We start from the raw sequence: 24,684 nt of genomic DNA on the forward strand, positions 1-24,684 counted from the left end.
TTAAAGAATAATAGAGCGTCTTCATGCCTAAGGTTTTCAAATTATCGATCTTAGGCAAATCAACTTAAGACTTGACATAAAAAATAAAAGAAGCTCAAAAGTTTGAAAATTAGGAAATATCATTGAAAATCCGCATCGCAACACGAAAAAGCCCCTTAGCACTTTGGCAAGCTAATTTTGTAAAACAACAGCTGGCAACAATCCATAAAGATCTTAACGTAGAATTGATCCCAATGGTAACCAAAGGTGATGTACTTTTAGACAGTCCACTATCGAAAATTGGCGGCAAAGGACTATTTGTTAAACAATTAGAACAAGCAATCCTAGACAACACTGCCGATATTGCCGTTCACTCGATTAAAGACATCCCTGCCCAATTTCCGGAAGGATTAACGCTTGCCACCATCTGCCAACGCGATGACGTACGTGATGCATTAATATCAAACCAATATCAAAGTTTGAACGACTTACCGCAAGGCGCCATTGTTGGCACCTCAAGTTTAAGACGTCAATGTCAATTGCGCGCCCAATACTCTCATTTAACAATTAAAGATCTGCGCGGTAATGTAGGTACGCGTTTAACTAAATTAGACAATCAAGAATACGACGCCATCATCTTAGCTTCGGTCGGCCTAAAACGACTAGGATTACAAGAGCGAATTAAACAATATATCCAGACAGACTTAATCTTACCCGCTGTTGGACAAGGTGCAATAGGCATTGAAGCACGATCAAGTGATGATACGATCCTAAAATTACTTGCACCGCTTGACGATAAAAACAGCCGAATTTGTATTCAAGCTGAAAGAGCGATGAATCGAGCCTTACAAGGTGGTTGCCAAGTACCGATTGCTTGCTATAGCCAATTAAATCATGATTCATTAACCTTAAATGGATTAGTTGGCAGTATTGACGGTAGCAAAATTATCAAAGTAACCCTTATAGGGCCCGCAGATCAACCCGAAGCATTAGGTCAACAACTAGCTAAAGAATTATTAGCCAAAGGGGCTGATAAAATATTAGCGGAAATAAACGACTGATGATCTATATTACTCGACCTTCTCCGGAAGGAGATATGTTAACTCAGCAATTAAATCAAGCAAATATTCCGGCAACTCATCTCCCCTTTTTTAAAATCTCAGCTGGGCCGGGGCTAAATAATCTCCAACAGCAACTAAACCAACTTGCTTCATCCGATATAGTTATTGTGGTTTCACCACAAGTCAGCCACATGATAAATCAGCTTCAACCAAAACTAAATTTTCCGAAACATCTACGTTATTTTGCCATTGGTAGAAAGTCAGCTGAATTGTTTAGCCAACAAAGTGGCGTTCATGTTGATTATCCAAATGAAGAGCGTAGTGAAGGATTATTACCACTATTAACCGACCTGCAAGGCCGTTCGATAATAATTTTATGTGGAAATAATGGACGACAATTACTCTCTCAGAAGTTAATTAAAAAAGCACAGGTAACATCTGTAGCGTGTTATTTAAGACAACCCATTGTCTACCCCACAGCAATATTAGCCAATGACATTGAGCAACAAATCATACTCGTAACAAGTGTCGATCATCTGCTACAACTGGACATTTATTGCCAAGATAAACATAAATGTGAAGCACAATTAATCGTAACCAGCCCACGAATTCTCGAAAAAGCCAAACAACTAAATTGGCATAAAGTTTTACCAATTGTTAGTGCAAATAATCAATTTTTATTTAAAACAATGATAACTCTATGTCATAATGCATGAGATATTTCTCAAAAATCTAAATGAGGTTAATTTATGACATTAAGATATTATGGTGCTAATGCAACACTTTCAAATATCAGCACCACTTCATTTAGTCAAACGCCAATAAAAAAGACAGAAGCGAATAACATGATGAATATTAATAAAAAAGAGACAAAATCTCCAAATCCTCAACTCGAACAAACAAGCAATATGCCAAAAGCGCCAGTATCAAGACTCTCAATATTTGCTATTGCATTAACGGTTTGTTTAAGTGGATTGATTTACTTCCAAGGTTACAAACAAATTCAAAACCAAAAGCAAAAAATCTCAACGCTACAAACAGAAGTTGCCAATTTAAAACAAAATACCAACATAATTAAGGACCTTGAAAATAATATTAACAATGAGGTCAATAAACAAAACCAACAGTTCTCATTATTATCTCAACGTGTCGATATTAAATTGAATGACAACAAAAAAGTACAGCAACAACTCACTGATAAGATTAATGATGCAAATAAATTAAACGAACAAAATCTAAATGCGCTTAATGAACGCTTATCAGCCGTATCGAATCTTGATAACAATGTTTGGCTAATTTCACAAGCAAACTATCTTGTCCATTTAGCAGGCAGGAAAATCTGGAGTGATCAAGACTACAACAGTGCACGTTTACTACTCAAAAGCGCAGATGAAAGCTTAGCTAAAGCGAATGATCCAAGTTTACTTTCCGCACGACAAGCTATCACAAAAGATATCAATTCACTATCACAAGTCACCTTTATTGATTCTGATGGTATTATCTTAAAACTACTTGGTTTAACAGAATCAGTGACCGAATTACCATTAATTGGAAATTATAAAGATATTGACCTTGGCATGAACCAACATGACGATACTCTTCCTAACAAGACGAATAATTCATCAAATTCAGTTAACAATAACAACGTCACCAATTCAACTGATGATTGGTCAAATAATTTACTTGCCAATGCTTCAACATTTATGGATAGATTCATTAAAATCGAAAAACTGGATGTAAAAGATAACCATTTTTCTAAGTGTTTAGACAAAGCTGGCAGCGACGAAAAACAAATTGTTAGATGCCAAATCCTAAAAACGCCACTTAGTCCAGAACAATCACTTTACTTACGCGAAAATATCCGCTTGCGATTATTAATTGCCAGCCAAGCTATTCCAAGACATCAAGAACTCATTTATCAACGCGCACTTAACGATGCCGCCATTTGGGTGAATGCTTATTTTGATGGAAATGCACCAGCAGTAAAAGCGTTCCTAGATGAACTCGAAAATTTACGAAACCAACCAATCAGCAACCGAAATATACCAGATAAACTCGATAGCATTACCGAACTTGAAAAATTAATGCAAACTCGTGTTAAATCGATATTAGGTAAATAGGAGAATAATAATGTTCAAAATACTCATTATATTCTTAGTATTAGTTGGTGGATTTTTTCTTGGCCCATTATTAGAAGGCCATCAAGGTTCTGCGGTATTTGAAGTTGCTAAATATCGAATTAGCATGTCATTTAATTCATTTATTATCTTGCAGATTGTTGGCTTACTTTGCCTTTACCTAATCTATAAATTATTTTCTAAAATTTTCAATAATAAATTGGGTAATTGGTTTAGCTTGAAATCACAAAAAAAATCGATCAAGCGCGTTGAACAAGCACAATTTTATCTACTCGAAGGTGATTATCGAAAAGCGGCAAAACTATTTATGAAAAGTGCCAAAGGTGCAAAAAGTTCGACGCTATCTTATCTACTTGCTGCTCAAGCTCAAATCGATAATGACCAACTCATCGCCGCAAATCAATCTTTAGAGCAAGCGGCTAAAACGTGCCAACCTAAAGAGTTATTCGCTTTTCAGCTTGTGCAAATTCGCTTACAGATAAAAAATCATGAATATAACGCAGCGAAAATCTCCATTGAAAAACTCTTAAATGAAAAACCGCGTCACGTTGAAATACTAAAATTGGCTGATCAACTCTATTATGAATCACAAGATTATCAAGCAGTAATTGATCTGCTTCCGAGCTTATATAAAACCAAAGCTTATCCTGATTCACAACTTGATCAGTTTAAACAAGCGGCATATATTAGTCGAATCAAACAACTATCGACAGACATCGATCCACTTGCTCTAATAAAATGGTGGAAAAAACAACCAAAATCTATCATCAACAATTTAGCGAATCAAAAAGCGATGGCCAACTACCTAAACCAATTAGGCCAAACAGCTGAAGCTGAAAAGCTAAAAAGAAACATCATGCGATTAGAATTAAAAAACGAATCTAAAAGCGGAGATAAATAAAAAAACAGGGTTATCGCCCTGCTTTTTTTATTTAAGTAATATTGCTAGATAATAAAATATCGAATCAAAGCCATACAACTCATACCAGCTATCACCACCCACATCAAATTTCGTGTCAAAACTGCCACAAAAATAGTTGGTACTGCTGCCAAGCAATATTCCAAATTAAAAACAGGAAACTCACCTTGCTTAACAATAAACAGATTTTGCACAAACAATGCCGTCAAAATACAAATTGGCACATAGGATAAAAAACGAATTACGACCGCTGGTAATTGCAATTTTCTAACTAACAAAAATGGGATAACTCGCGGTAACCAAGTCACCACACCACTACCCAAAATAATTAACAAACTATACATACTCATGCCTTATGCTCCACAATAATCCCCATAAAGCAGCCGGCAAAAGTACTAAACAAGATTGCCATTTCTGACGATACAAATCGCAATAAAAAAACCAGCATAACGGTCACGGTCAACATTGCTATAATTCGATTTTTAATCGTTTTGGTTTTATCGCCAGTTAACTGCAAATACAGTAAACCAATAAACATTGCCACTAACGCATAATCTAAACCAAACTGAGTTGGATTTGGTAGCCACTCGCCAATTAATGCACCAATCAAGCAAGATAATATCCATGCTAAATAAGCGGTAATATTCAGCCCATGCATCCAAGGTGGATTAATTGGCGCTTTATTCGCAATGGCATTCATTGCAACAGCAAAACTCTCATCGGTTAGTAAAGTGCCAATACCAATATTATTCAAAAGTGAAAAATGACGAAAAGCGGGCGCTGTTGCCATGCTCATCAAAAAATGTCGGGAATTAACCAAAAATACCGTAAATATCACAGCCGAAATTGGTGTCGGCACCATCATTAAACCAGTAATAATAAATTGTGATGCACCGGCATAAATAATGATCGCCATCAGTGTCACTTCCAAAACCGACAAATTAGACGCTTTACCCACTACGCCGGCCGCAATACCAATTCCAATATAACCCAATAAAGTGGGAACACAAGCGCGCACACCATCTTTAAATGTTAATGACATCTTCCTTTCCTTATAAACTGCCAACTTGGATAATGATAAAGATTAAATTATCGATAATTAAATCAAACCACATTCTTCTATAATCAAATTTTGCTATAATAACGCTTAATAACGTTATGTTAAAATCATTAATTATCTTACGGTAAATTTATTTATGTATACTGGCACTTTATTTATCATCTCAGCGCCTAGCGGTGCTGGCAAATCAAGTCTAATTCGCGCCTATTTAGCGCAAGCCAATCATCATCCTGCCAAAGTTTCAATCTCACATACCACACGAAAACCCAGACCAGGCGAAAAGCAGGGCGAACACTACTACTTTGTAGACAACCAAGAGTTTGAATCACTCATAAAACAAGATGCTTTTGTTGAATATGCTCATGTATTTGACCACTATTACGGCACATCCAAAGCCGAAATCGAACAATCATTACAACAAGGTATTAATGTTTTTCTTGATATTGATTGGCAAGGCGCACAGCAAGTAAGACAACAAATGCCTGAATCAAAAAGCATCTTCATCTTACCACCATCATTAAAAGAACTCGAAAATCGACTCATCAAACGTGGCCAAGATAACGCTCAAGTCATTAGTAAAAGAATGCACAAAGCCCAATCTGAAATATCACATTACAACGAATATGACTACATCATAATAAATGATGATTTTGATGAATCATTAACTTCACTCAATGCCATCATGACTACAGCAAGCCTTGAACAATCAAAACAAGCTATTACTCATCAAAAACTGCTTGCTGACCTACTAGCACAAAGATATTAACAAGATTGGCAAAAATATCGCCGAAAATTGGCGATATTTTTTATTAATTACCTAATGCGTTACTCGCTTGACTATTTTGAATTAACTCTAACTTATAACCGTCGGGATCTTCTACAAAAGCGATAATTGTCTTACCCCCTTTAACTGGTCCTGCTTCACGGGTTACACGGCCGCCTGCTTGACGAACGTCCTTACACATCTTAGCGACATCATCAACTCCAATAGCAATATGACCAAAAGCAGTACCAAGATCATATTTATCCGTCCCCCAATTATAAGTCAGCTCAATCACTGAACTTTCAGACTCATCACCATAGCCAACAAAAGCAAGAGAATATTGATACTCAGGATTCTCACTTGTTCTAAGCAACTTCATACCCATCACACGAGTATAAAAATCAATTGAACGTTTTAGATCACCGACGCGGATCATGGTATGTAAAATACGCATTGCTATATTGTTCCTTATTACAATTAAACATTTAACTTGAGTTTATCTATTTGTAATAAATCAAGCAAATTTTTATGCTGACAAAATAGCCGATTAATGAAATATTGAATTTAAAAAAGCGAGAAAAATAGAAGAGCTTTCACTTATCGTATAATAAGTGAAAGCACAGTAAGATTTGAAAAAAGAAAAGGTTAATTTATCGGAGCTGCGCTAAGACGTTTACCGTTTGAAATCAACTTCACTTTTTGACCAGCATAAAACTGCTTAGCATCACCTTTTTGAACAATAACTATTGTTGAACCCTTATCTTGCTTGATTTCTAATTCAACAGCTGCGGCTTGACTTGCTTTATTCTCGATTGCGTCACCTAAAATTGCGCCACCTACAGCACCGGTAGCAGCAGCTAGGATTCGCCCGGTACCATTACCTATTGTATTACCTAAAACACCCCCAACCACAGCGCCACCTAAAGGACCAACAACGTTACCACCATTTTTGCCATCAGAGTTGGCTTGAATCTTAACAGCTCTTACAGCAAGAACAGTACCATAGCTTACTTGCTGAACTTGCTTCGCTTGGTCAGTTGTATAAACATCGCCAGAATAGATATCACTATTACTACATCCAGATAAAATTGCTGCAAGAATAGTTAATGTGACGATTTTTTTCATAATTGATTCCTCTTATATTTCAGTATAATTATATATACCACATTTAGCATAATATTCTTTTGCTAAAACGACAATATCATTTTCATTATTTTATCAATAGACAATACAATTTATCACCAACTTAGGTTATACTCAGCTTAATAGTTAATCTACTATACAATAAGTACATGAAACGGTTATTTTTTCCTTTAATATTATCAGTTATGATAACTGCTTGTCATGATGAAAATCGAAACCGACGACGAAAAATTAAACCGTCACTCATCAATCCAAGTTTGATTGTATGAATGACAATTCAAATCCTGACGCCATCAAAGCTGATGGTTGTTCTGTATAATAATTTTATAGGCACAGTAAAAGTATGAAAACTATCGAAATCGACGAAGAACTTTATCACTTTATCGCAGGTCAAACTAAACATATTGGTGAAGATGCCTCCAGTATCTTACGACGATTACTAAAATTTAACAAACCAACGTCAAGCAAAGTAACACCTGCCCCACAAACTGAAAGCAACTACTCGGTTATTGACGAACTCATTAAAAGTGAAAGATTCACCAAAGAACGATCCACTATCAGTCGATTTTTAGCTGTCTTAGGTGCACTATACAACTACAACCCAGCACTATTTTCCATAGCAGCCACCTCACTACATGGCAGAAAACGACAATACCTTGCCAAAGACGAAAAATCGTTAGAAACCTCGGGCAAAAACACCAATCCACGAGAAATTATTGGTACCCCATATTGGGTTATCAGCAACACTAACACGGCTCGTAAAATCCTCATTATCGAATCGATTATGAGTGATATGGGCATATCAGAAAGCATGATCAACCAAGTTATTTGTGCATTCTCACCATCAAATAACTAAAAATTCACACAAAAGTGAATGAAAAAGAATAGTGAAAGAGGAGTAAAAAAATGGCTAGGCCAAGTCGTGCAGGATTATTAGCGCAATCATCAGACCTAATTGATCTTAAAACACTAAAAAACAATTACTATCAAATCAAACCTGATACTGACAACGTTAGCCAATTGGTTATCTTTGGTACCTCAGGCCATCGTGGTAGCTCAAACAAAGCCACCTTTAACGAAGCCCATATTCTTGCCATTGCTCAAGCAGTAGCAGAATACCGCAAAGCTAACAACATTACAGGTCCTTGCTTTATTGGTCAAGACACTCATGCCCTGTCTGAACTCGCTTTAAAATCAGTATTAGAAGTCTTTGTAGCTAACGAACAAACTGTCGTTATTGCCCAAGATTGGGGTTACACACCAACGCCAGTAATATCGCACGCCATCTTGACTTACAACGAAGGTAAACAATCACAATTAGCTGACGGCATCGTTATCACGCCCTCACATAACCCACCTGAAGATGGCGGAATTAAATATAACCCGACTAATGGTGGCCCAGCGGATACCGACATCACCAAACAAATCGAAAATCGCGCCAACGAACTGCTCAAAGCCAATTTAAATGGTATAAAACGCATTACAATCGAAAAAGCGATAAAATCAGACTACCTTCATACCAAAGAATATGAAACCGATTATGTCAACGACCTACAACACATCGTCGATCTATCACTAATCAAATCAACTTCACTCAAAATTGGCGTTGATCCACTAGGTGGCGCTTGCATTACCTATTGGCCACGCATTGCCGAAAAATACGGCATAAATCTTGAAATCGTCAACAACAAAATTGACTCGACATTTAGCTTTATGCATCTCGACCATGACGAAGTGATCCGCATGGATTGCTCAAGTCGCTGGGCAATGGCAGGATTATTGAATCTAAAAGACAAATTCGATCTAGCCTTCGGTAACGATACCGACGCTGACCGCCACGGTATTGTTACGCCAAAAGGCCTAATGAACCCAAATGCCTACTTATCAACCTGCGTAAATTACCTATTTCAAAACCGACCTCAATGGCACAAAGATATTGCCATCGGTAAAACACTGGTGACTAGTTCAATGATAGACCGCGTTGCAAACAGTTTAAACAAAAAATACCTTGAATACCCTGTTGGTTTCAAATGGTATGCTGATGGTCTTTATCACGGCAAACTTGGATTTGCTGGTGAGGAAAGCGCAGGCGGATCATTCCTAAGAACCAATGGCAAAGTCTGGACAACCGATAAAGACGGCATCATCTTATGCTTACTTGCGGCTGAAATGTCAGCAAAAATTGGCAAAAATCCACAAGAGCAATACCAAGAGCTGGAAAACAAATTTGGTATCTCTTATTATGGTCGCATTCAAGCTCCGGCTTCATTTACTGAAAAACAAAAACTTGCTAAACTCGATGCTAGCCAATTAACCACCGACAAACTTGCAGGTGAAGAAATAACCCAATGCTTAACCACTGCGCCAGCAAATAACGCGCCTATTGGTGGTTTAAAAGTCATTACGCAAAACGGCTGGTTTGCTGCTCGTCCGTCTGGTACTGAAGACGCATATAAGATATATGCCGAGAGCTTTATTAGTAATGAGCACTTAGCAACCTTACAACAAGAAGCGCAACAAATCGTGGCTAAAGCGATAAAATAAACAAAACAGATAGATTAATGTAATTAATCTATCTGTTAATAATAAAACTGGTTAATAGGGCTAAATTCTAGAGTTTAATAACACCTATTTTTTACTATTAAAAACCCCGCTCCTCAACTTTTTTGATGATGTTATGAACCGGTTATTATGCAAACAATTTATCGATACTGTTTAATAATTAACTTAAATCGCTCTCATACCTCTGGATAAACGCGCTCTTATTATTGGTTGAAATAGCAGTTTGCCGTAATTAACATTACATTTGATACCATCTCGCATTGAATTATGATCAGCAACTAGTAGTTTGGTCTAGTTTTTTTAGTATATTTAATTTAGGCGCAGTTTTTAAGTTCCATAGTTGCTCAACTATGTATAACGATGGGTTATAATGCCCTAAATGGTTACCTTCGGCAATAAAAGTAACGGTTTTATTACTCTAATATCTTCAATTTTCATTTTATATTGCTCCTTTAATATTCAGGTTTATGCATCTAATACCACCCCTATGATAGGGTCGGCTAGACTTCATTGTGCAATCTAACATTCCGCCAACACTGTCGGCTTACTCGCCTGCCTATCACAAAGCAACCATTCACTATTGGTTACTTTGTTGCTCCTGTCTCTACCAGGTATAAAAACTAAGGTGATACGCAAACACCATAGAATCTGTAAGCCTCCACCGCGTTTCCTAAGTTCCCGCTGACTGAGCTGACGGAGTTGACGTACGTAGAGTAATATGTGCGCTGAAAGTTAGCGCCAGCATAGGTTAACATAGAACCCCATTCAGTAAATAGCCCTGCACCAATTCGACGCTGGTAATAATCACCCGGTGACGAAGGTGTAGCTCCTATATAATCTCTATTAACAGCGTTAGTTAAATCCGCAATGCTTGAAAGACGATAACCTATATTATTACACCATAATAGATGCTTGCTATCAGATCTTGATTCACTAAAACTTCCACGATTGACAAACCACTGCTTTAACTCAAAACCATACTTCACGACCGCCTGACCACTATTATCTCGTCCAACTAACTCAAACGTTTGCGGTAATGTGGGTTTATCTACCCGCTCAGAATTATTCTGAGCTAATTGCTTGGCTACAGGTCCTGTTAGCGTAACGCGGACTGTTTCACCTGTAACATCCGGTGTCATAGTTACAGTGATACCCCCCTGTGTGATGGGGTCCCCCCAATTTAAAGGACCACTATTTCCTATCAATAAATCAAAATACAAATTATTAGCACCAGTAGTAGGGAAGTTTCGATGATAAGATGACGAATTGGTAGACTGAGGAATAAACCCGCTATAAACATTCCACTCTGAAGAAGGCCCTGCATATTTATCTTTACTATAGGTCATATCAGGCTTTACAAAACAGACCCTTGGTCCTTCTTCTCCTTTAGGTTTGATATAATAATCTGCTCTGCCTGTACCATAAAAAGTTCTATTAGGAACGCCATTACGAGTAGTAAGTACATATCCTATCGAAAGGTGCGAACTTGTACTGAGTTCAACTCTATAAGGTGCATTACAAATATTTAGTGTCTCGTTACGTGCTACACGATGATTATTCCTATCATAAATTTTTAAGTTAAAATAAAAACCGCCTATATTATTATTATTACCATTAAATAGGCCAAAATTACCATCGCCATCATCATCAGCCCCATAGTTATATGGTGAAGAACTAACAAATTTGCTAATATCGACCCTATCGTCATTAATATCCGTTGGCATAAACGTACCAATATCGGCGAAAGTCTCTCCGGCATTAGGCAACTCGATAGGATTTGATGCACTTGAGTTATTTGTTGCGCGAGTGATGATAGTTCCATCGGATAGCGTTATCCCGAGTAATTCATCGGTATTAGTCGCGCGCGTATAACCACCGTCGAAGGTTAAATATGGTGCGTGACCGTTGATAACATTTCGTGTTGTAGCTGTTAATGCTTGACTGCAATAAGAAGCCAACATCAATAAAATAGGTAATAAGGCTAAAATAATTTGCCGGAATGGAAACCAGCCACGAATTAGTACCCCAAAAAATCGGAAAATAGAAGAGAGATATTGAAGAGCACTACAAAAACTAGACCGATTTAAATTATAAGTTGGGCAGGTTTGGTGTTTGGTGTTTGGTGTTCAAAATTATAATGCATAGCGACAGCCTTGTCAAGTAATATTCTAATTTAATTCAATTTTTTCGCTATATCGGCAGTTCCCTAACCGATAAATTCACTTAAAAAGTGTTTAAAATTATATAGTTTATACAACCTCCTTCGCAACTAATTTTAATCGCTCAATTGTTAACTTTTGTAAAGAAAAGCACCAAACTAATTATTAAAGTAAATAATTAAAATGAAATGTCTACACTTTTTCATACTTAAGGCGTTATTAAATGCCATCGCGGTTAAATACGACCATATTGTACGCATAAGCAAGAAAACGTAGTTTTCTTTTTTCCGAATAGCTTATCCCTTAAGTACAATTAGTGTAGCCTATCCACTTCAATCTTCATTTTATATTGCTCCTTTAATATTCAGGTTTATACATCTAATACCATCCCTGTGATTGTGTCGGCTAGATTTCATTATGCAATCTAAAATTCCGCCAACACTGTTGGCTTACTCGCCTGCCTATCACAAAGCAACCATCCGCTATTGGCTGCTTTGTTGTTCTTATCTCCCCCCAACCCTTACGATTTAAGCACTAAGAAGAGTTAAGGATAGGCACAAACTAAATATACAGTATAATAGTTAGGTAAATAGCGGATCGCACCATCGTTAGGGTTCACTTTCGTATTAGTATTATGACGACTACTATCAGCCCCATATCCACCGCTTTCGTCACTATATGCATACACAAAATTTGCACCAGCATAGGTTGACATAGAACCCCATTCAGTAAATAACCCTGCACCAATTCGACGCTGGTAATGATTACCCGATGACGAAGGTGTAGCACCTATATAATCTCTATGAACAGCGTTAGTTAAATCCGCAAAGATTGGATAACGATAACCATTCCTATTACATACTTTTCTGATGGTACTAAAAGGAAAGCTCTTCTCCCCTCCATTAAAAAACCACTGCTTTAACTCGAAACCATACTTCACGACCGCCTGACCACTATTATCTCGTCCAACTAACTCAAACGTTTGCGGTAATGTGGGTTTATCTACCTGCTTAGAAGGATTTACTACTAATTGTTCGGGTTCGGCTACAGGTCCTGTTAGGGTAACGCGGACTTTTTCACCTGTAACATCCGGTGTCATAGTTACAGTGATACCCCCCTGTGTGATGGGGTCCCCCCATTCTAAAGGACCGCTATTTTTTATCAACAAATTAAAATACAAATTATTAGCACCAGTAGTAGGGAAGTTTCGATGATAAGATGACGAATTGGTAGACTGAGGAATAAACCCGCCATAAACATTCCACTCTGAAGAAGGTCCTGCATATAAACCTGTACCGACTCCTGAGGCAGGCCTTGCAAAACAGACCCTTGGCTCTCCTTCTCCTTTAGGTTTGATATAATAAGTTGCGCTGCCACTATTATAAACGGCTCTATTTGGAACGCCATTACGAGTAGTAAGTATACCACTAAGCGAACGGTACGAACTTGCACTGAGTTCAATTCTATAAGGTGAATTACAACTATCTAATACCTCACTACGTTCTACACGATCATTATTCCTATCATAAATTTTTAGGCCGAGAAGAAAAACGCTATTATTACTAGTAGATAGGGAAATAACATCATCACCATCATCATCACCTGCATAATTATATGGTGGATTAATCAATCCGTTAGCATTCACTAGATTGCTGCCATTAATATTCGTTGGCACAAACATACCAATATCAGCGAAAGTCTCTCCGGCATTAGGTAATTCGATAGGATCTGATGCACTTGAGTTATTTGTAGCACGAGTGATGATAGTTCCATCGGATAGCGTTATCCCGAGTAATTCATCGGTATTAGTCGCGCGCGTATAACCACCGTCGAAGGTTAAATATGGTGCATGACCGTTAATAACATTTCGTGTTTTAGCTGTTAATGCTTGACTGCAATAAGAAGTCAACATCAATAAAATAGGTAATAAGGCTAAAATAATTTGCCGGAATGGAAACCAGCTACGAATCAATACCACAAAAAATCGGAAAATAGAAAAGAGATATTGAAGAGTACTACGAAAACTAGACCGATTTAAATTATAAGTTAGGCAGGTTTGGTGTTTGGTGTTTGGTGTTCAAAATTATAATGCATAGCGACAGCCTTGTCAAGTAATATTCTAATTTAATTCAATTTTTTGCTATATCGGCAGTCCCCTAACCGATAAATTCACTTAAAAAGTGTTTAGAATTATATAGTTTAAACAACCACCTTCGCAACTGATTTTAATCGCTCAATTGTTAACTTTTGTAAAGAAATGCGCGAAATTAATTATTAAAGTTAATAATTAAAATGGAATGCCTACACTTTTTCATACTTAAGGCGTTATTAAATGCCATCGCGGTTAAATACGACAATATTGTACGCATAAGCAAGGAAACGTAGTTTTCTTTTTTCCGAATAGCTTATCCCTTAAGTACAATTAGTGTATCCACTTCAATCTTCATTTTATATTGCTCCTTTAATATTCAGGTTTATGCATCTAATACCACCCCTATGATAGTGTCGGCTAGACTTCATTGTGTAATCTAAAATTCCGCCAACACTGTCGGCTTACTCGCCTGCCTATCACAAAGCAACCATCCGCTATTGGTTGCTTGGTTGTTCTTATCTCCCCCCCAAACTTTACGATTTAAAAGCTAAGAAGATTTAAGGATAGGCACAAACTAAATATACACCATAATAGTTAGGTAAACCACGGATTCGACCATCTTCAGGGTTTACTTTCATAGAACGACCACCTGCCCCATATCCACCGCTTTCGTCACTATATGCATGTACAAAATTTGCACCAACATAGGTTGACACAGCACCCCATTCAGTAAATAGCCCTGCACCAATTCTACGCTGGTAATGATTATCCGGTGACGAAGGTGTAGCACCTATAGAACTTCCACTAACAGCGTTAGTTAAATCCGCAAAGATTGGATAACGATAACCATTCCCATTACATACTTGTCCGATGGTACTAAAGCCAAATCCCTTTTTCCCTCCATTAAAAAACCACTGCTTTAACTCGAAACCATACTTCACGACCGCCTGACCACTATTATCTCGTCCAACTAACTCAAACGTTTGCGGTAATGTGGGTTTATCTACCTGCTTAGAAGGATTTACTACTAATTGTTCGGGTTTGGCTACAGGTCCTGTTAGTGTAACGCGGACTGTTTCACCTGTAACATCCGGTGTCATAGTTACAGTGATACCCCCCTGTGTGATGGGGTCCCCCCAATTTAAAGGACTACTATTTACTATCAATAAATCAAAATACAAATTATTAGCACCAGTAGTAGGGAAGTTTCGATGATAAGATGGCGAATTGGTAGACTGAGGAATAAACCCGTGATAAATACTCCACTCTGAAGAAGGCCCTGCATATCTATCTTTACTATAGGTCATATCAGGCTTTGCAAAACAAACCCTTGGTCCTTCTTCTCCTTTAGGTTTGATATAATAAGTTGTATTACCCGCATAATAAGAGGTACTCTTTGGAACGCCATTACGAGTAGCAAGTATACTGCTTCCATACCCCCCTATAACAACTTTTAGTTCAACTCTATAAGGTGCATTACAAATATTTAGTATCTCGTTACGTGCTACACGAGCATTATTCCTATCATAAATTTTTAGGTTAAAAAAAAATTTCCGAGCCCCATTACATAAAAATCATCATCGCCATCATCATCACCTACATAATTATATGTTGGACTAATCAGTGTACTAAGATAGACCCTATCGTCATTAATATCCGTTGGCATAAACATACCAATATCGGCAAAAGTCTCTCCGGCATTAGGTAATTCGATAGGATCTGATGCACTTGAGTTATTTGTAGCGCGAGTGATGATAGTTCCATCGGATAGCGTTATCCCGAGTAACTCATCGGTATTAGTCGCACGCGTATGACCACCGTCGAAGGTTAAATATGGTGCGTGACCGTTGATGACATTACGTGTTGTAGCTGTTAATGATTGACTACAATAAGAAGTCAACATCAATAAAATAGGTAATAAGGCTAAAATAATTTGCCGGAATAAAAACCAGCCACGAATCAATATACCAAAAAAGCGGAAAACTGCAGAGAAATATTGCAAAACACGACTACTTTCGTTAAGACTAAACAAATTTAGAACATCAGTTAGCCTATTAAAGATGTAATTCATTCCAACAATCCTGTCAATTAAATTAATAGAAGATTAGATAACTAGAAACTGACTTGCTTATATTAAGTAGTTTTATATTAAACCGAATATATTTTACAAAAAAACAATCTTTATTGATTAATATAATTGTTAAAATTTGTAAGGAAGGTCACTTAATTAATCATAAAAGTAAGTGATTAAAATTAGTGTTTATTAAAAAAATGGTCCTATTTTAAACTCCCCCTATTTAATAGCACATTTTTTGAAAAACACGATAATCGTTTTAAACAGTGAAAAAAATCCTATTTGGTATAATTGGTTAGTAAGGGGTAGTTAGTTCAACTTAGGGTGCTGATCGACAAGTTCCTGTCGTTTGTTTTGTAGTTCTTCGATCTGTTCGTCGATATCTTCAACTTCATCCTCAATTGAATCAAAATGTTCAGACAAAAGTGATTCAGCTTCGTTGCGATTAGCAGCGGTTGGTGTGGTGCCGTGTAACGGTTTTTTAGCGGTTTCATGCATGGCAAAGCCGGTAATCACGCCAATGAATCCCACCAACATCAAGTAATAGGCTGGCATATATAAGTTACCCATTGATTCAACTAGCCATGCTACAAATGTTGGCGTTAGCCCTGCAACAATAATTGCAATATTGAAAATGCTAGCAATAGCGCTATAGCGGATATTGGTAGGAAACAGAGCGGGTAATATTGAGGTGATAATACCGGTAAAACAGTTAATAAACAGCGCCAAAATAAATACCCCCAAAAAAACCAAGGGAATATGTTGACTGTTAATTAACATGAAAGCCGGATAAGATAACAGCAATAAACCAATACTGCCAATTAATATGAACGGTTTACGACCTACTTTATCACTTAATAAACCAATTACGGGTTGAATAATTAACATTCCGACCATTATCGCTATAATTATTAGTAAGCCATGTTCAGTGTCATAATTTAAGTTATGCGCTAAATAACTTGGCATATAAGTTAACAGCAAATAGAATGATACATTTGTCACCATAACTAAGCCCGCACAAACTAAAATATGTCGCCAATATTTGCTAATAATATTTTTTAGCGCTGATGAGGTTTCAGCTATTTCTTTTGATTCTCTAGCTTCAAGGTGTTGTTGGAAAGTTGGTGTTTCTTCAGATATATGATGCAAGATAAAACTAATTATGCCTAGTGGTAAAGCAATTAAAAATGGGATCCGCCATCCCCAATGATATAGCGCCGATTGACCAAGTAACATCGATAAGAACACCACTAAACCTGCCCCTAAAATAAATCCAACCATTGAACCAAAATCAAGCCAGCCACCAATAAATCCACGTTTACGATCAGGTGAATATTCAGCAACTACTGTTGCTGAACCAGAATATTCACCACCTATCGAAAAACCTTGAGCTAATTTTACAATTAATAATAGAACGGGCGATGTAATGCCGATAGTTTCATAAGTTGGAATCAGTCCAATGCAAAACGTGCTTAATGACATTATCACCAAACTGATTGATAGTACTTTTTGCCGACCGATATTATCACCAATTAGACCAAAAATTATCCCACCTAATGGCCGAATAAAAAAAGGAATGGAAAATGTCGATAACGCTGCAATAATCTGCACACTGGGTGATACATGAGGAAAAAAGACCTGCCCAATAATGTAAGCCAAAAAGCTATATACGCCAAAATCATACCACTCAATGGCATGACTAAAAGCCGATGCCCAAGTGGCTTTTTTTAATTGATTGTCATTAATGATGGGAATATCGTTAATATCCAGGGGTTTATGGTTGGATTTTGCCATGAAATACCGCCTTTTAAATTCATTAATATCAAGATTTAGATCCAAATAATTAACTTCAATCAGCTACCATGCCAAAGTGATAAATATGATAAGAAAAAGATATGAGATTGAGATTAAAACGCACCAATTTTACTCAACGATTGATGCCATATAGATAAAGATTATATACCTAAATTCAACAAAAAAAACTCATTTATCACACCATGCTATTATTCCTTAGTTTAAACACATTGATGGTCACTAGTAACCTAATCTATTATCCTTTAGAATGAGAATACCAAAACTGATGAGGTATTCCCTATGCGATGGAGAGACCAAAGAGAGAGTGATAACATTGAAGATCGCCGCTCACAATCAGCAAGTGATATCGGGACTCGCATCCCAATTGGTGGTAAAGGTAAAATTATTTTATTTCTTGTCGTGTTAGTTGCCAGCTACTATGGTGTTGACTTAACGGGCTTACTAGACAGTAATGTCATTAATTTGGGCGATAACACATCAACAAGCCATGTTGATGACGCCCCGCTTAACGACAATGACGCCGCTAAATTTACTTCAGTGATTTTAGCCAGCACCGAGGATTTTTGGCAAGAACAATTCCAACAATTAGGCAAAACGTATATTCCCCCTAAACTGGTACTGTATAGCGGTGCAACCCGAACGCTATGTGGTACTGGTCAAGCTATGATGGGGCCATTTTATTGTAATTTAGATAAAACCGTTTATCTGGATTTATCATTTTATCAAGAGATGAAAAATCGTCTTGGTGGCGGAGGTGACTTTGCGCAAGGTTATGTGATTGCGCATGAAGTAGGGCACCATGTACAAAATTTACTTGGCACTTTTGATAAGGTCGAGCAATTAGGTCAAAATCAATCAAATCAGCTATCCATAAAACTTGAATTGCAAGCCGATTGTTATGCCGGTTTATGGGGTAATGCTATGCAAAAACAGCATATTTTAGAAGTGGGCGATATTGAGCAAGCTCTCAATACCGTGCAAGCAATTGGTGATGATCGTCTGCAACAGCAAAACAATGGTTATGTTATTCCTGATAGTTTTACTCATGGTACATCAAAACAACGCTATTTGTGGTTTAAACGTGGCTTTGTTAGTGGGTCGATGGATCAGTGCAATACATTTATCCAATAAGGAAATTTAAGTAAGGGAACCAATATGTCAAAAAAATTAGTAAATCGAGTATTGTTAGTCAATGACGACGGAATTGATGCACTAGGGATCCGAATTTTAAAAAACGTCGCGGAAAATATCGCTAACGAAGTTTGGGTAGTAGCGCCAATTGTCGATCAGAGTGGTGTTTCTTGTTCGGTGAGTTTAAAGTCACCATTTCGCATAGAAAAGCGTAGTCACACAGAATATGCGGTCTATGGTACCCCTGCCGACTGTTCTTTATTTGCTATAAAATCAGCAATGGCTAACCAATTACCGGATCTTGTGCTGTCAGGAATCAATAATGGTTCTAATTTAGGGTTCGAAACGATATTATCGGGCACCGTAGGAGCAGCAATGATGGCAATGACACTCGGTATACCTGCCATGGCGTTAAGTCAAGTTAGTAGCGAAGATAACACACCAACCAATTGGCACTGCGCCACGCATTTAATGCAATCAATAATCAGACAACTCTATGCCCTATCCACCCCAAAAAACATCTGTTTTAATATCAACTTCCCTAATTGCCAAGCTGAGCAAATAAAAGGTATAAAAATCACCAAGCAAGGCGAGCCTGATGTCAGTCAATTTGTGATTGCCAATACACAAGATCCAGAAGGTCATGACTATTTTTGGTTTAGAGCCAAACGCAACCAAAGTGTGGTGGATGATATCGAAAAAGAGCTTGATGCCGTCAATAATGGTTATGTCGCTATTACACCATTAACTTATGAACGTACCGATTACGCATTTTATCAACAAATGCAAACCGCGTTTAAAGATTAAGATTTTGCTAGGCGTCTTGCTAAATCAAGCAAGACGCAAATTAGAAAAATTAGTGATTATTTTTTTACTAATGTGCAAAACAGTAACGAAATCGTCACCATCACTAAACCAATCCAATAAATCACTTCATGGCCACAAGCTTGAGAGACAAAACCTTGAATAATACCCGCCAAAATAACGCTACAAATAATACCATTATTAAATAAAGTTGAAGCAACGCCCATGCGGGTTGGTAGCAAGTCTTGGAAATAGATAATACCAATGTTGGCAACAATCCCAATAAACAACCCATTGAAGATTTGCAATATATATAACATGGTTGCATCTTTAAATAAGATCATCCCTATATAAAACAAAATTCCGCAAACAATAGCAATAAAAAATAGATTACGCTTACCTAATACTGGCACCAAATAACCAGCAATAATCATAATAGGGATCTCAATCCCTGCTGCTAATCCCATCAAACCACCCGGTAATGAATTAGACAGGTGCAATACAGCTTCCACATAAATCGGCATATCAATGATATACATCATATTTGCAGTCCACATAAAAATAGTGGAGACTAGCAAACACATCACATTGCGATTGGTAAAAATTGATTGGTTCGCCGCGGCTAACTCAGTTGCAGTAAACGCACTGATTGCCATTTTTTCAACTGGTGGCAAGAAGATAGTGACGACAATCATCGAAATAATAAACATCGACATGGCACACAAATACATCGCAGTAAAACCATAATTGATTGCCAAGGCAAAAGACAATGGCGGACCAATCACCCATGCTAATGATAATTGCGCACGAATCAGGGAATTAAAGGCAACAGCATTACGACCACTCTTTTCGGCATACTCACGCGCCATGGCAAATACCTGTGGCATCGCGGCAGATGCTAAAGCTGCAAAAAATACCCCTAAGGTAATTAACACATAATAGTTACGTGAATATGCAAAAGTCAGACTATTTGCAAGTCCCATCAAACAACAAAAAATAACGATCTTATGCCTATCGCCTTTATTGTCCGAATATTTAGCTAACAAATAACTACCAATAATACTGGCTAACGCATTAATTGAATAAAACGCCCCCACTAAACGAGGATCAGCATCAACTTCAAACGATAAAAAGCGACTTAAGGTTGGTGATTGCAACGCACCTGCCACCCCAATAATAAATGTAGTAAATAAAAAAGCGGCAAAAACAACGCCAGATTTTCTTAAAAATGAAGAAGTCATAAAAGCAGATTAACCATTAAATTAAGTGCAATAATTATACCCCTAAAAAGAGTGGGAATATAGGCGTTGGTCACATAATTAAACGTTTTTAAACTAAGAATTTAAACGTATTAATATACCTATACCAATTTACACAATATTGAAAACAAATCACAGTAAGCTAATCAAATGTTATTAACCTTTAGAGCTAATATTGCAGCTTAAACCTAAAAAGATGTTATATTTATACAATCAAGAAAAAGCGTAGTAAAATAAAAATACAGTAGTGCCTTATCTTTATTTTCTAACAGCCATAGTTTTGCTTATTTGACGTCAAAAATAGAATGAAAACGGTTAGATAAATAGAAATCAAGTCAGTTACATGGCGGTTGAAATGGAATTTCATAGTACAAATAAAGGTTAAAGTCATCATTGACCGCATTATTTCATATAAATTAAAGAAAAGGTATTAGACAGTCAATAATGAAGATATTTAAGATCTTTCACTCATTATAAATGATATTTTTACGCTATTGCGACTGTAGAAGTAATATAATCATATCTGGAAAGATGAGAAAAGTTAAATAAATGAGTATAAAAAAATCCTATCAGTAATTAAATACTGATAGGATATTAATAATCAATTAGATAATTGTAACATCAGCAGCAGCAGGGCCACGAGGACTATCTTGGATAGAAAATTCTACCTGTTGACCTTCACCTAGCGTTTTAAAACCGTCGCCAGCGATTGCAGAGAAATGTACGAACACATCTTTACTTCCATCAGCAGGTGAAATAAAACCAAAACCTTTACTCTCATTGAACCATTTAACTTGGCCTGTTTTTTTAGACATAATAATCTTCCTATAAATAAATTAATCTCAACCATCAAGGGGTGATACTTTAGAACATAAAACCTAGACTACTTATTAACAAACAGAAGAGAAGACTGAAGAGAACTAATACAAATGTGATTAAAGTAAACTACAAACTGCATAAATCTAAATGTTACAAAATATATCTGCATGTAATATGCTTATGACTATTAACTCATAAATAGATGACGAATACAAGCAATGTTTTTAAATTATTAACAAATAAAATTCTAATGAACAATAACTAATTGTTATTGTTCATGTTAATAACTTTTATTTTTCTGATAAATCTTTAGATTTTTGAATTGCTGCCTCTACTGCATCAATAACAGCAGCTCGAAAACCCTTTTCCTCAAGTACTTGTACCCCTTCAATTGTAGTACCTGCTGGTGAACAAACCATATCTTTTAATTCACCCGGATGTTTACCTGTTTCAAGTAATAATTTAGCTGACCCCATCACTGCTTGAGTAGCAAATTTGTAAGCCTGTTTTCGAGTTAAACCACCTTTGACCGCGCCATCAGCCAGTGCTTCAATAAACATAAATACAAATGCCGGAGAAGAACCGCTCGCCCCGATTACTGCGTCAATTAAGTACTCCGGAACAACTTCCGTTTCACCAATGCAATTTAATAAGCTTTGAACAATTGTTAACTCTTCATCAGTAATTTCTGTATTTGGTGTTATAGAACACATAGCGGCATTGACTAATGCAGGGGTATTGGGCATGACTCTAACTATCTTTTGTTCGTATCCTACACATTTCGCAATAGTTTTTATGGTTACACCGGCTGCAATCGAGATAATAATCGTATTTTTTTTTAACTCTTTTTGAATATCATTTAATACATCCACAATAATATTCGGCTTAACAGCTATAAAAACAATATCTGATTCTCGTGCAACATCCCTTGCCGATTCTAAATTATTTATCGAGTGAGATTGATTAAGTGCTTGGCCTTTTTCGAGTTGAGGATCATAAACGTAAATTTGCGTCCCAGGCACAATATTACTTGCTAAAATACCTTGTAAAATGGCATTGCCCATATTACCTATACCGATAAAACCAATACGCTGTTCCATTTGTTTATCCCTTTTGTGAATGAAATTCTATACAGATTATAAATTAAATTTTTGAATTAAAACATGTACGATAAACGATAACCAGCATTTTTTTACTATATAATTTAATTAGTCATTAATTGCATACCATATTGCTGACCAGTTTGCATTAACGATAATATTTGCCTTGTTTTACCCTCACTTATTAGATTACTGATAGCTGGGGTATTGATAAGAACTTCAAAAATGGCTTTTCGACTTTCATTATGAGGAACCAATTTTTGACATATTATGGCTTTTAAACTATTGGATAGTTGGGTACGAATCAATTCACGCATTCCATCTTCAAATACATCAATAATACGGTTAATAGTTTGTATTGCCGATCGAGTATGTAAAGTAGCAAGAACTAAATGCCCCGTTTCAGCAATCGTTAACGCTGCTTGAATGGTGTGTTTATTGCGTAATTCACCTAATAAAATAATATCTGGATCTTGTCTTAATATGCTATCAATTGCGTCATTAAAATTTGTGATTTCTCGTTGTTGGATAAGTGATTTATTGTTTTGATAAATAAACTCAATAGGATCTTCTAATGTGATAATATGCTTAGCTAAAGTATGATTTATATGTTGAATTAATGCAGCTAAAGTTGTCGATTTGCCACTTCCTGTTGCGCCGGTTACTAAAATAATGCCAGATTCTGTTTTTGCTAATTCATTTATCACATTCGGTGCTTTAATCTCAGTTAGGCTTGGTATTTGTTGTTTGATAATCCGAAATACTGCTGAAATGCCGCGTTGTTGATAAAAAATATTTACTCTAAAACGCCCAACATCTTCAAGATGATAAGCAAAATCAATCTGCTGATGTTTTTGTAAAATAGCTTTTTGGGTATCTTTTAATAAATTGAATAATTCAATTTTAAGTTTCAGTGGTGATAATTCATCACCTGAGATAGGTTTTAGCTCACCATTGACACGAATGCAAGGTTTTTCACCACTAGAAAGATGCAAATCAGACGCTTTTTGCGTTACACTAAAAGCCAATATTGAATTTAACATTATCAATAACTATCCCTTAGTTTATTGGAAATTAATATGAATACAGTACATGACAATTTAATCAAGATTAACCATGAAATACGTACAATTGCTTTAGATTGCGATCGAGATCCCAATAGCGTTGAACTTATTGCCGTTAGTAAAACCAAACCTGTAACATTAATCGCTCAAGCAATTGATGCGGGTCAATTATCGTTTGGTGAAAATTATGTTCAAGAAGGTGTTGAGAAAATTGCTTACTTTAAAAAAAATATGCCAGATATTCCGATTACTTGGCATTTTATTGGTCCATTACAGTCAAACAAAACAAAATTAGTAGCCGAAAATTTTGATTGGATGCATACCATTGACCGTTTTAAAATTGCCCAACGTCTAGATGCACAGCGCCCAGCGAATATGAATAAGTTAAATGTTCTTATTCAGGTAAATATTAGTAATGAAGAAAGTAAATCAGGGATTCATGCAGATGAAGTTGCTAATTTGGTAAAACAGATTATGACATTACCTAATTTAAGACTACGTGGCCTAATGGCTATTCCCGAGATAGAAAATGACTTTACCAAACAACTTGAAGTGTTCAAACAAATGACTCAGCTTTTAGCTTCATTGAAAACGGATTATCCTTTGTTAGATACATTATCAATGGGTATGTCTGGCGATATGAAAGCAGCTATTATTGCAGGTAGTACAATGATTCGTATTGGTAGCGCAATCTTTGGTGCAAGGCAATATGTGTGATATATTGCAAGGCATGTTATATTTT

23 protein-coding genes are annotated in these 24,684 nt (G+C 36.5%); 10 read left to right on the forward strand and 13 right to left on the reverse strand.

Annotation, left to right across the window (positions count from 1 at the left end):
- Positions 1–122 precede the first annotated feature (122 nt).
- Genes hemC through AC5LXI_RS10730 form a run of 4 tightly spaced genes read left to right on the forward strand, consistent with a single transcriptional unit; the run spans position 123 to position 4,079 of the window.
- Positions 123–1,040: a hydroxymethylbilane synthase gene (hemC, locus tag AC5LXI_RS10715; RefSeq protein ID WP_493442309.1), complete on the forward strand. Its 918-nt coding sequence runs from the start codon at positions 123–125 to the stop codon at positions 1,038–1,040.
- Entirely contained in the window at positions 1,040–1,756 is a 717-nt protein-coding gene (locus tag AC5LXI_RS10720) for a uroporphyrinogen-III synthase (protein WP_493442310.1), read from the forward strand. The genes hemC and AC5LXI_RS10720 overlap by 1 nt, the downstream gene beginning before the upstream one ends.
- Before the next feature lie 33 nt (positions 1,757–1,789).
- Entirely contained in the window at positions 1,790–3,160 is a 1,371-nt protein-coding gene (locus AC5LXI_RS10725) for a uroporphyrinogen-III C-methyltransferase (protein ID WP_493442311.1), read from the forward strand.
- Positions 3,161–3,170: 10 nt separating this feature from the next.
- The gene (locus AC5LXI_RS10730) at positions 3,171–4,079 is read left to right on the forward strand and encodes a heme biosynthesis HemY N-terminal domain-containing protein (protein WP_493442312.1); all 909 of its coding nucleotides are present in this window, start codon (positions 3,171–3,173) and stop codon (positions 4,077–4,079) included.
- Positions 4,080–4,123: 44 nt separating this feature from the next.
- Here AC5LXI_RS10730 and AC5LXI_RS10735 read toward each other — a convergent pair whose 3' ends face one another.
- Together AC5LXI_RS10735 and AC5LXI_RS10740 are read right to left on the reverse strand one after the other, a co-directional pair.
- Positions 4,124–4,447: an AzlD domain-containing protein gene (locus AC5LXI_RS10735; protein ID WP_493442313.1), complete on the reverse strand. Its 324-nt coding sequence runs from the start codon at positions 4,445–4,447 to the stop codon at positions 4,124–4,126.
- Positions 4,444–5,139 (reverse strand): AzlC family ABC transporter permease, encoded by a 696-nt coding sequence (locus tag AC5LXI_RS10740; RefSeq protein ID WP_493442314.1) that lies wholly within the window; start codon positions 5,137–5,139, stop codon positions 4,444–4,446. The genes AC5LXI_RS10735 and AC5LXI_RS10740 overlap by 4 nt, the downstream gene beginning before the upstream one ends.
- 154 nt (positions 5,140–5,293) lie before the next feature.
- On the opposite strand from AC5LXI_RS10740, the gene gmk reads away from it, so the two are divergent.
- On the forward strand, positions 5,294–5,923 hold the full coding sequence (gene gmk, locus AC5LXI_RS10745; RefSeq protein ID WP_493442315.1) for a guanylate kinase: 630 nt from the start codon (positions 5,294–5,296) through the stop codon (positions 5,921–5,923).
- A gap of 43 nt (positions 5,924–5,966) precedes the next feature.
- Here the strand turns inward: gmk and gloA are convergent, their stop codons facing one another.
- Positions 5,967–6,374: a lactoylglutathione lyase gene (gene gloA / locus AC5LXI_RS10750; RefSeq protein ID WP_493442316.1), complete on the reverse strand. Its 408-nt coding sequence runs from the start codon at positions 6,372–6,374 to the stop codon at positions 5,967–5,969.
- Positions 6,375–6,565: 191 nt separating this feature from the next.
- A complete protein-coding gene (locus AC5LXI_RS10755) occupies positions 6,566–7,045 on the reverse strand; it encodes an outer membrane lipoprotein (RefSeq protein ID WP_493442317.1) in 480 nt (159 codons plus the stop codon).
- Between the two features lie 361 nt (positions 7,046–7,406).
- On the opposite strand from AC5LXI_RS10755, the gene AC5LXI_RS10760 reads away from it, so the two are divergent.
- Positions 7,407–7,919, forward strand: a complete 513-nt coding sequence (locus AC5LXI_RS10760) for a replication initiation negative regulator SeqA (protein ID WP_493442318.1) — start codon at positions 7,407–7,409, stop codon at positions 7,917–7,919.
- Positions 7,920–7,969: 50 nt separating this feature from the next.
- On the forward strand, positions 7,970–9,607 hold the full coding sequence (gene pgm, locus AC5LXI_RS10765) for a phosphoglucomutase (alpha-D-glucose-1,6-bisphosphate-dependent) (RefSeq protein ID WP_493442319.1): 1,638 nt from the start codon (positions 7,970–7,972) through the stop codon (positions 9,605–9,607).
- A gap of 638 nt (positions 9,608–10,245) precedes the next feature.
- Here pgm and AC5LXI_RS10770 read toward each other — a convergent pair.
- The 5 genes from AC5LXI_RS10770 to proP all read right to left on the reverse strand — a co-directional run bounded on the left by AC5LXI_RS10770 (position 10,246) and on the right by proP (position 17,744).
- Positions 10,246–11,586 carry a hypothetical protein gene (locus AC5LXI_RS10770; RefSeq protein ID WP_493442320.1) on the reverse strand — a complete coding sequence of 447 codons (1,341 nt, stop codon included), beginning with the start codon at positions 11,584–11,586 and terminating at the stop codon, positions 10,246–10,248.
- Between the two features lie 742 nt (positions 11,587–12,328).
- Positions 12,329–13,762: a hypothetical protein gene (locus tag AC5LXI_RS10775; protein WP_493442321.1), complete on the reverse strand. Its 1,434-nt coding sequence runs from the start codon at positions 13,760–13,762 to the stop codon at positions 12,329–12,331.
- Between the two features lie 671 nt (positions 13,763–14,433).
- A complete protein-coding gene (locus tag AC5LXI_RS10780; RefSeq protein ID WP_493442322.1) occupies positions 14,434–15,183 on the reverse strand; it encodes a hypothetical protein in 750 nt (249 codons plus the stop codon).
- Positions 15,184–15,410: 227 nt separating this feature from the next.
- A complete protein-coding gene (locus AC5LXI_RS10785) occupies positions 15,411–15,947 on the reverse strand; it encodes a hypothetical protein (RefSeq protein ID WP_493442323.1) in 537 nt (178 codons plus the stop codon).
- A 312-nt stretch (positions 15,948–16,259) separates the two neighbouring features.
- A complete protein-coding gene (proP, locus tag AC5LXI_RS10790) occupies positions 16,260–17,744 on the reverse strand; it encodes a glycine betaine/L-proline transporter ProP (protein ID WP_493442324.1) in 1,485 nt (494 codons plus the stop codon).
- A gap of 300 nt (positions 17,745–18,044) precedes the next feature.
- Between proP and ypfJ the strand changes: the two genes are divergently transcribed.
- Positions 18,045–18,896 carry a KPN_02809 family neutral zinc metallopeptidase gene (ypfJ, locus tag AC5LXI_RS10795; RefSeq protein WP_493442325.1) on the forward strand — a complete coding sequence of 284 codons (852 nt, stop codon included), beginning with the start codon at positions 18,045–18,047 and terminating at the stop codon, positions 18,894–18,896.
- A 24-nt stretch (positions 18,897–18,920) separates the two neighbouring features.
- On the forward strand, positions 18,921–19,703 hold the full coding sequence (surE, locus tag AC5LXI_RS10800) for a 5'/3'-nucleotidase SurE (RefSeq protein ID WP_493442326.1): 783 nt from the start codon (positions 18,921–18,923) through the stop codon (positions 19,701–19,703).
- Between the two features lie 56 nt (positions 19,704–19,759).
- On the opposite strand, the gene AC5LXI_RS10805 is transcribed toward surE, so the two are convergent.
- The 4 genes from AC5LXI_RS10805 to AC5LXI_RS10820 all read right to left on the reverse strand — a co-directional run bounded on the left by AC5LXI_RS10805 (position 19,760) and on the right by AC5LXI_RS10820 (position 23,921).
- On the reverse strand, positions 19,760–20,941 hold the full coding sequence (locus AC5LXI_RS10805) for an MFS transporter (RefSeq protein ID WP_493442327.1): 1,182 nt from the start codon (positions 20,939–20,941) through the stop codon (positions 19,760–19,762).
- 623 nt (positions 20,942–21,564) lie between these two features.
- Complete coding sequence (gene cspE, locus AC5LXI_RS10810) at positions 21,565–21,774, reverse strand: transcription antiterminator/RNA stability regulator CspE (RefSeq protein ID WP_493442328.1); 210 nt, start codon at positions 21,772–21,774, stop codon at positions 21,565–21,567.
- A 294-nt stretch (positions 21,775–22,068) separates the two neighbouring features.
- Positions 22,069–22,878: a pyrroline-5-carboxylate reductase gene (proC, locus tag AC5LXI_RS10815; protein WP_493442329.1), complete on the reverse strand. Its 810-nt coding sequence runs from the start codon at positions 22,876–22,878 to the stop codon at positions 22,069–22,071.
- 104 nt (positions 22,879–22,982) lie between these two features.
- A complete protein-coding gene (locus AC5LXI_RS10820; protein WP_493442330.1) occupies positions 22,983–23,921 on the reverse strand; it encodes a type IV pilus twitching motility protein PilT in 939 nt (312 codons plus the stop codon).
- Between the two features lie 36 nt (positions 23,922–23,957).
- On the opposite strand from AC5LXI_RS10820, the gene AC5LXI_RS10825 reads away from it, so the two are divergent.
- A complete protein-coding gene (locus AC5LXI_RS10825) occupies positions 23,958–24,659 on the forward strand; it encodes a YggS family pyridoxal phosphate-dependent enzyme (RefSeq protein ID WP_493442331.1) in 702 nt (233 codons plus the stop codon).
- The last annotated feature ends 25 nt before the right edge of the window (positions 24,660–24,684 follow it).

The organism is Gilliamella sp. LMG 34361 (assembly GCF_984569075.1).

Coding starts and splice junctions, on each gene's coding strand:
- AC5LXI_RS10735 (WP_493442313.1), bottom strand. CDS start 4,447: ATGAGTATGTATAGTTTGTTAATTATTTTGGGTAGTGGTGTGGTGACT.
- proC (WP_493442329.1), bottom strand. CDS start 22,878: ATGGAACAGCGTATTGGTTTTATCGGTATAGGTAATATGGGCAATGCC.
- AC5LXI_RS10805 (WP_493442327.1), bottom strand. CDS start 20,941: ATGACTTCTTCATTTTTAAGAAAATCTGGCGTTGTTTTTGCCGCTTTT.
- AC5LXI_RS10785 (WP_493442323.1), bottom strand. CDS start 15,947: ATGAATTACATCTTTAATAGGCTAACTGATGTTCTAAATTTGTTTAGT.
- gmk (WP_493442315.1), top strand. CDS start 5,294: ATGTATACTGGCACTTTATTTATCATCTCAGCGCCTAGCGGTGCTGGC.
- AC5LXI_RS10820 (WP_493442330.1), bottom strand. CDS start 23,921: ATGTTAAATTCAATATTGGCTTTTAGTGTAACGCAAAAAGCGTCTGAT.
- AC5LXI_RS10770 (WP_493442320.1), bottom strand. CDS start 11,586: ATGTTGGCTTCTTATTGCAGTCAAGCATTAACAGCTACAACACGAAAT.
- ypfJ (WP_493442325.1), top strand. CDS start 18,045: ATGCGATGGAGAGACCAAAGAGAGAGTGATAACATTGAAGATCGCCGC.
- AC5LXI_RS10720 (WP_493442310.1), top strand. CDS start 1,040: ATGATCTATATTACTCGACCTTCTCCGGAAGGAGATATGTTAACTCAG.
- pgm (WP_493442319.1), top strand. CDS start 7,970: ATGGCTAGGCCAAGTCGTGCAGGATTATTAGCGCAATCATCAGACCTA.
- AC5LXI_RS10825 (WP_493442331.1), top strand. CDS start 23,958: ATGAATACAGTACATGACAATTTAATCAAGATTAACCATGAAATACGT.
- proP (WP_493442324.1), bottom strand. CDS start 17,744: ATGGCAAAATCCAACCATAAACCCCTGGATATTAACGATATTCCCATC.
- AC5LXI_RS10755 (WP_493442317.1), bottom strand. CDS start 7,045: ATGAAAAAAATCGTCACATTAACTATTCTTGCAGCAATTTTATCTGGA.
- AC5LXI_RS10780 (WP_493442322.1), bottom strand. CDS start 15,183: ATGACCTATAGTAAAGATAGATATGCAGGGCCTTCTTCAGAGTGGAGT.
- AC5LXI_RS10725 (WP_493442311.1), top strand. CDS start 1,790: ATGACATTAAGATATTATGGTGCTAATGCAACACTTTCAAATATCAGC.
- AC5LXI_RS10740 (WP_493442314.1), bottom strand. CDS start 5,139: ATGTCATTAACATTTAAAGATGGTGTGCGCGCTTGTGTTCCCACTTTA.
- cspE (WP_493442328.1), bottom strand. CDS start 21,774: ATGTCTAAAAAAACAGGCCAAGTTAAATGGTTCAATGAGAGTAAAGGT.
- AC5LXI_RS10730 (WP_493442312.1), top strand. CDS start 3,171: ATGTTCAAAATACTCATTATATTCTTAGTATTAGTTGGTGGATTTTTT.
- surE (WP_493442326.1), top strand. CDS start 18,921: ATGTCAAAAAAATTAGTAAATCGAGTATTGTTAGTCAATGACGACGGA.
- AC5LXI_RS10760 (WP_493442318.1), top strand. CDS start 7,407: ATGAAAACTATCGAAATCGACGAAGAACTTTATCACTTTATCGCAGGT.
- gloA (WP_493442316.1), bottom strand. CDS start 6,374: ATGCGTATTTTACATACCATGATCCGCGTCGGTGATCTAAAACGTTCA.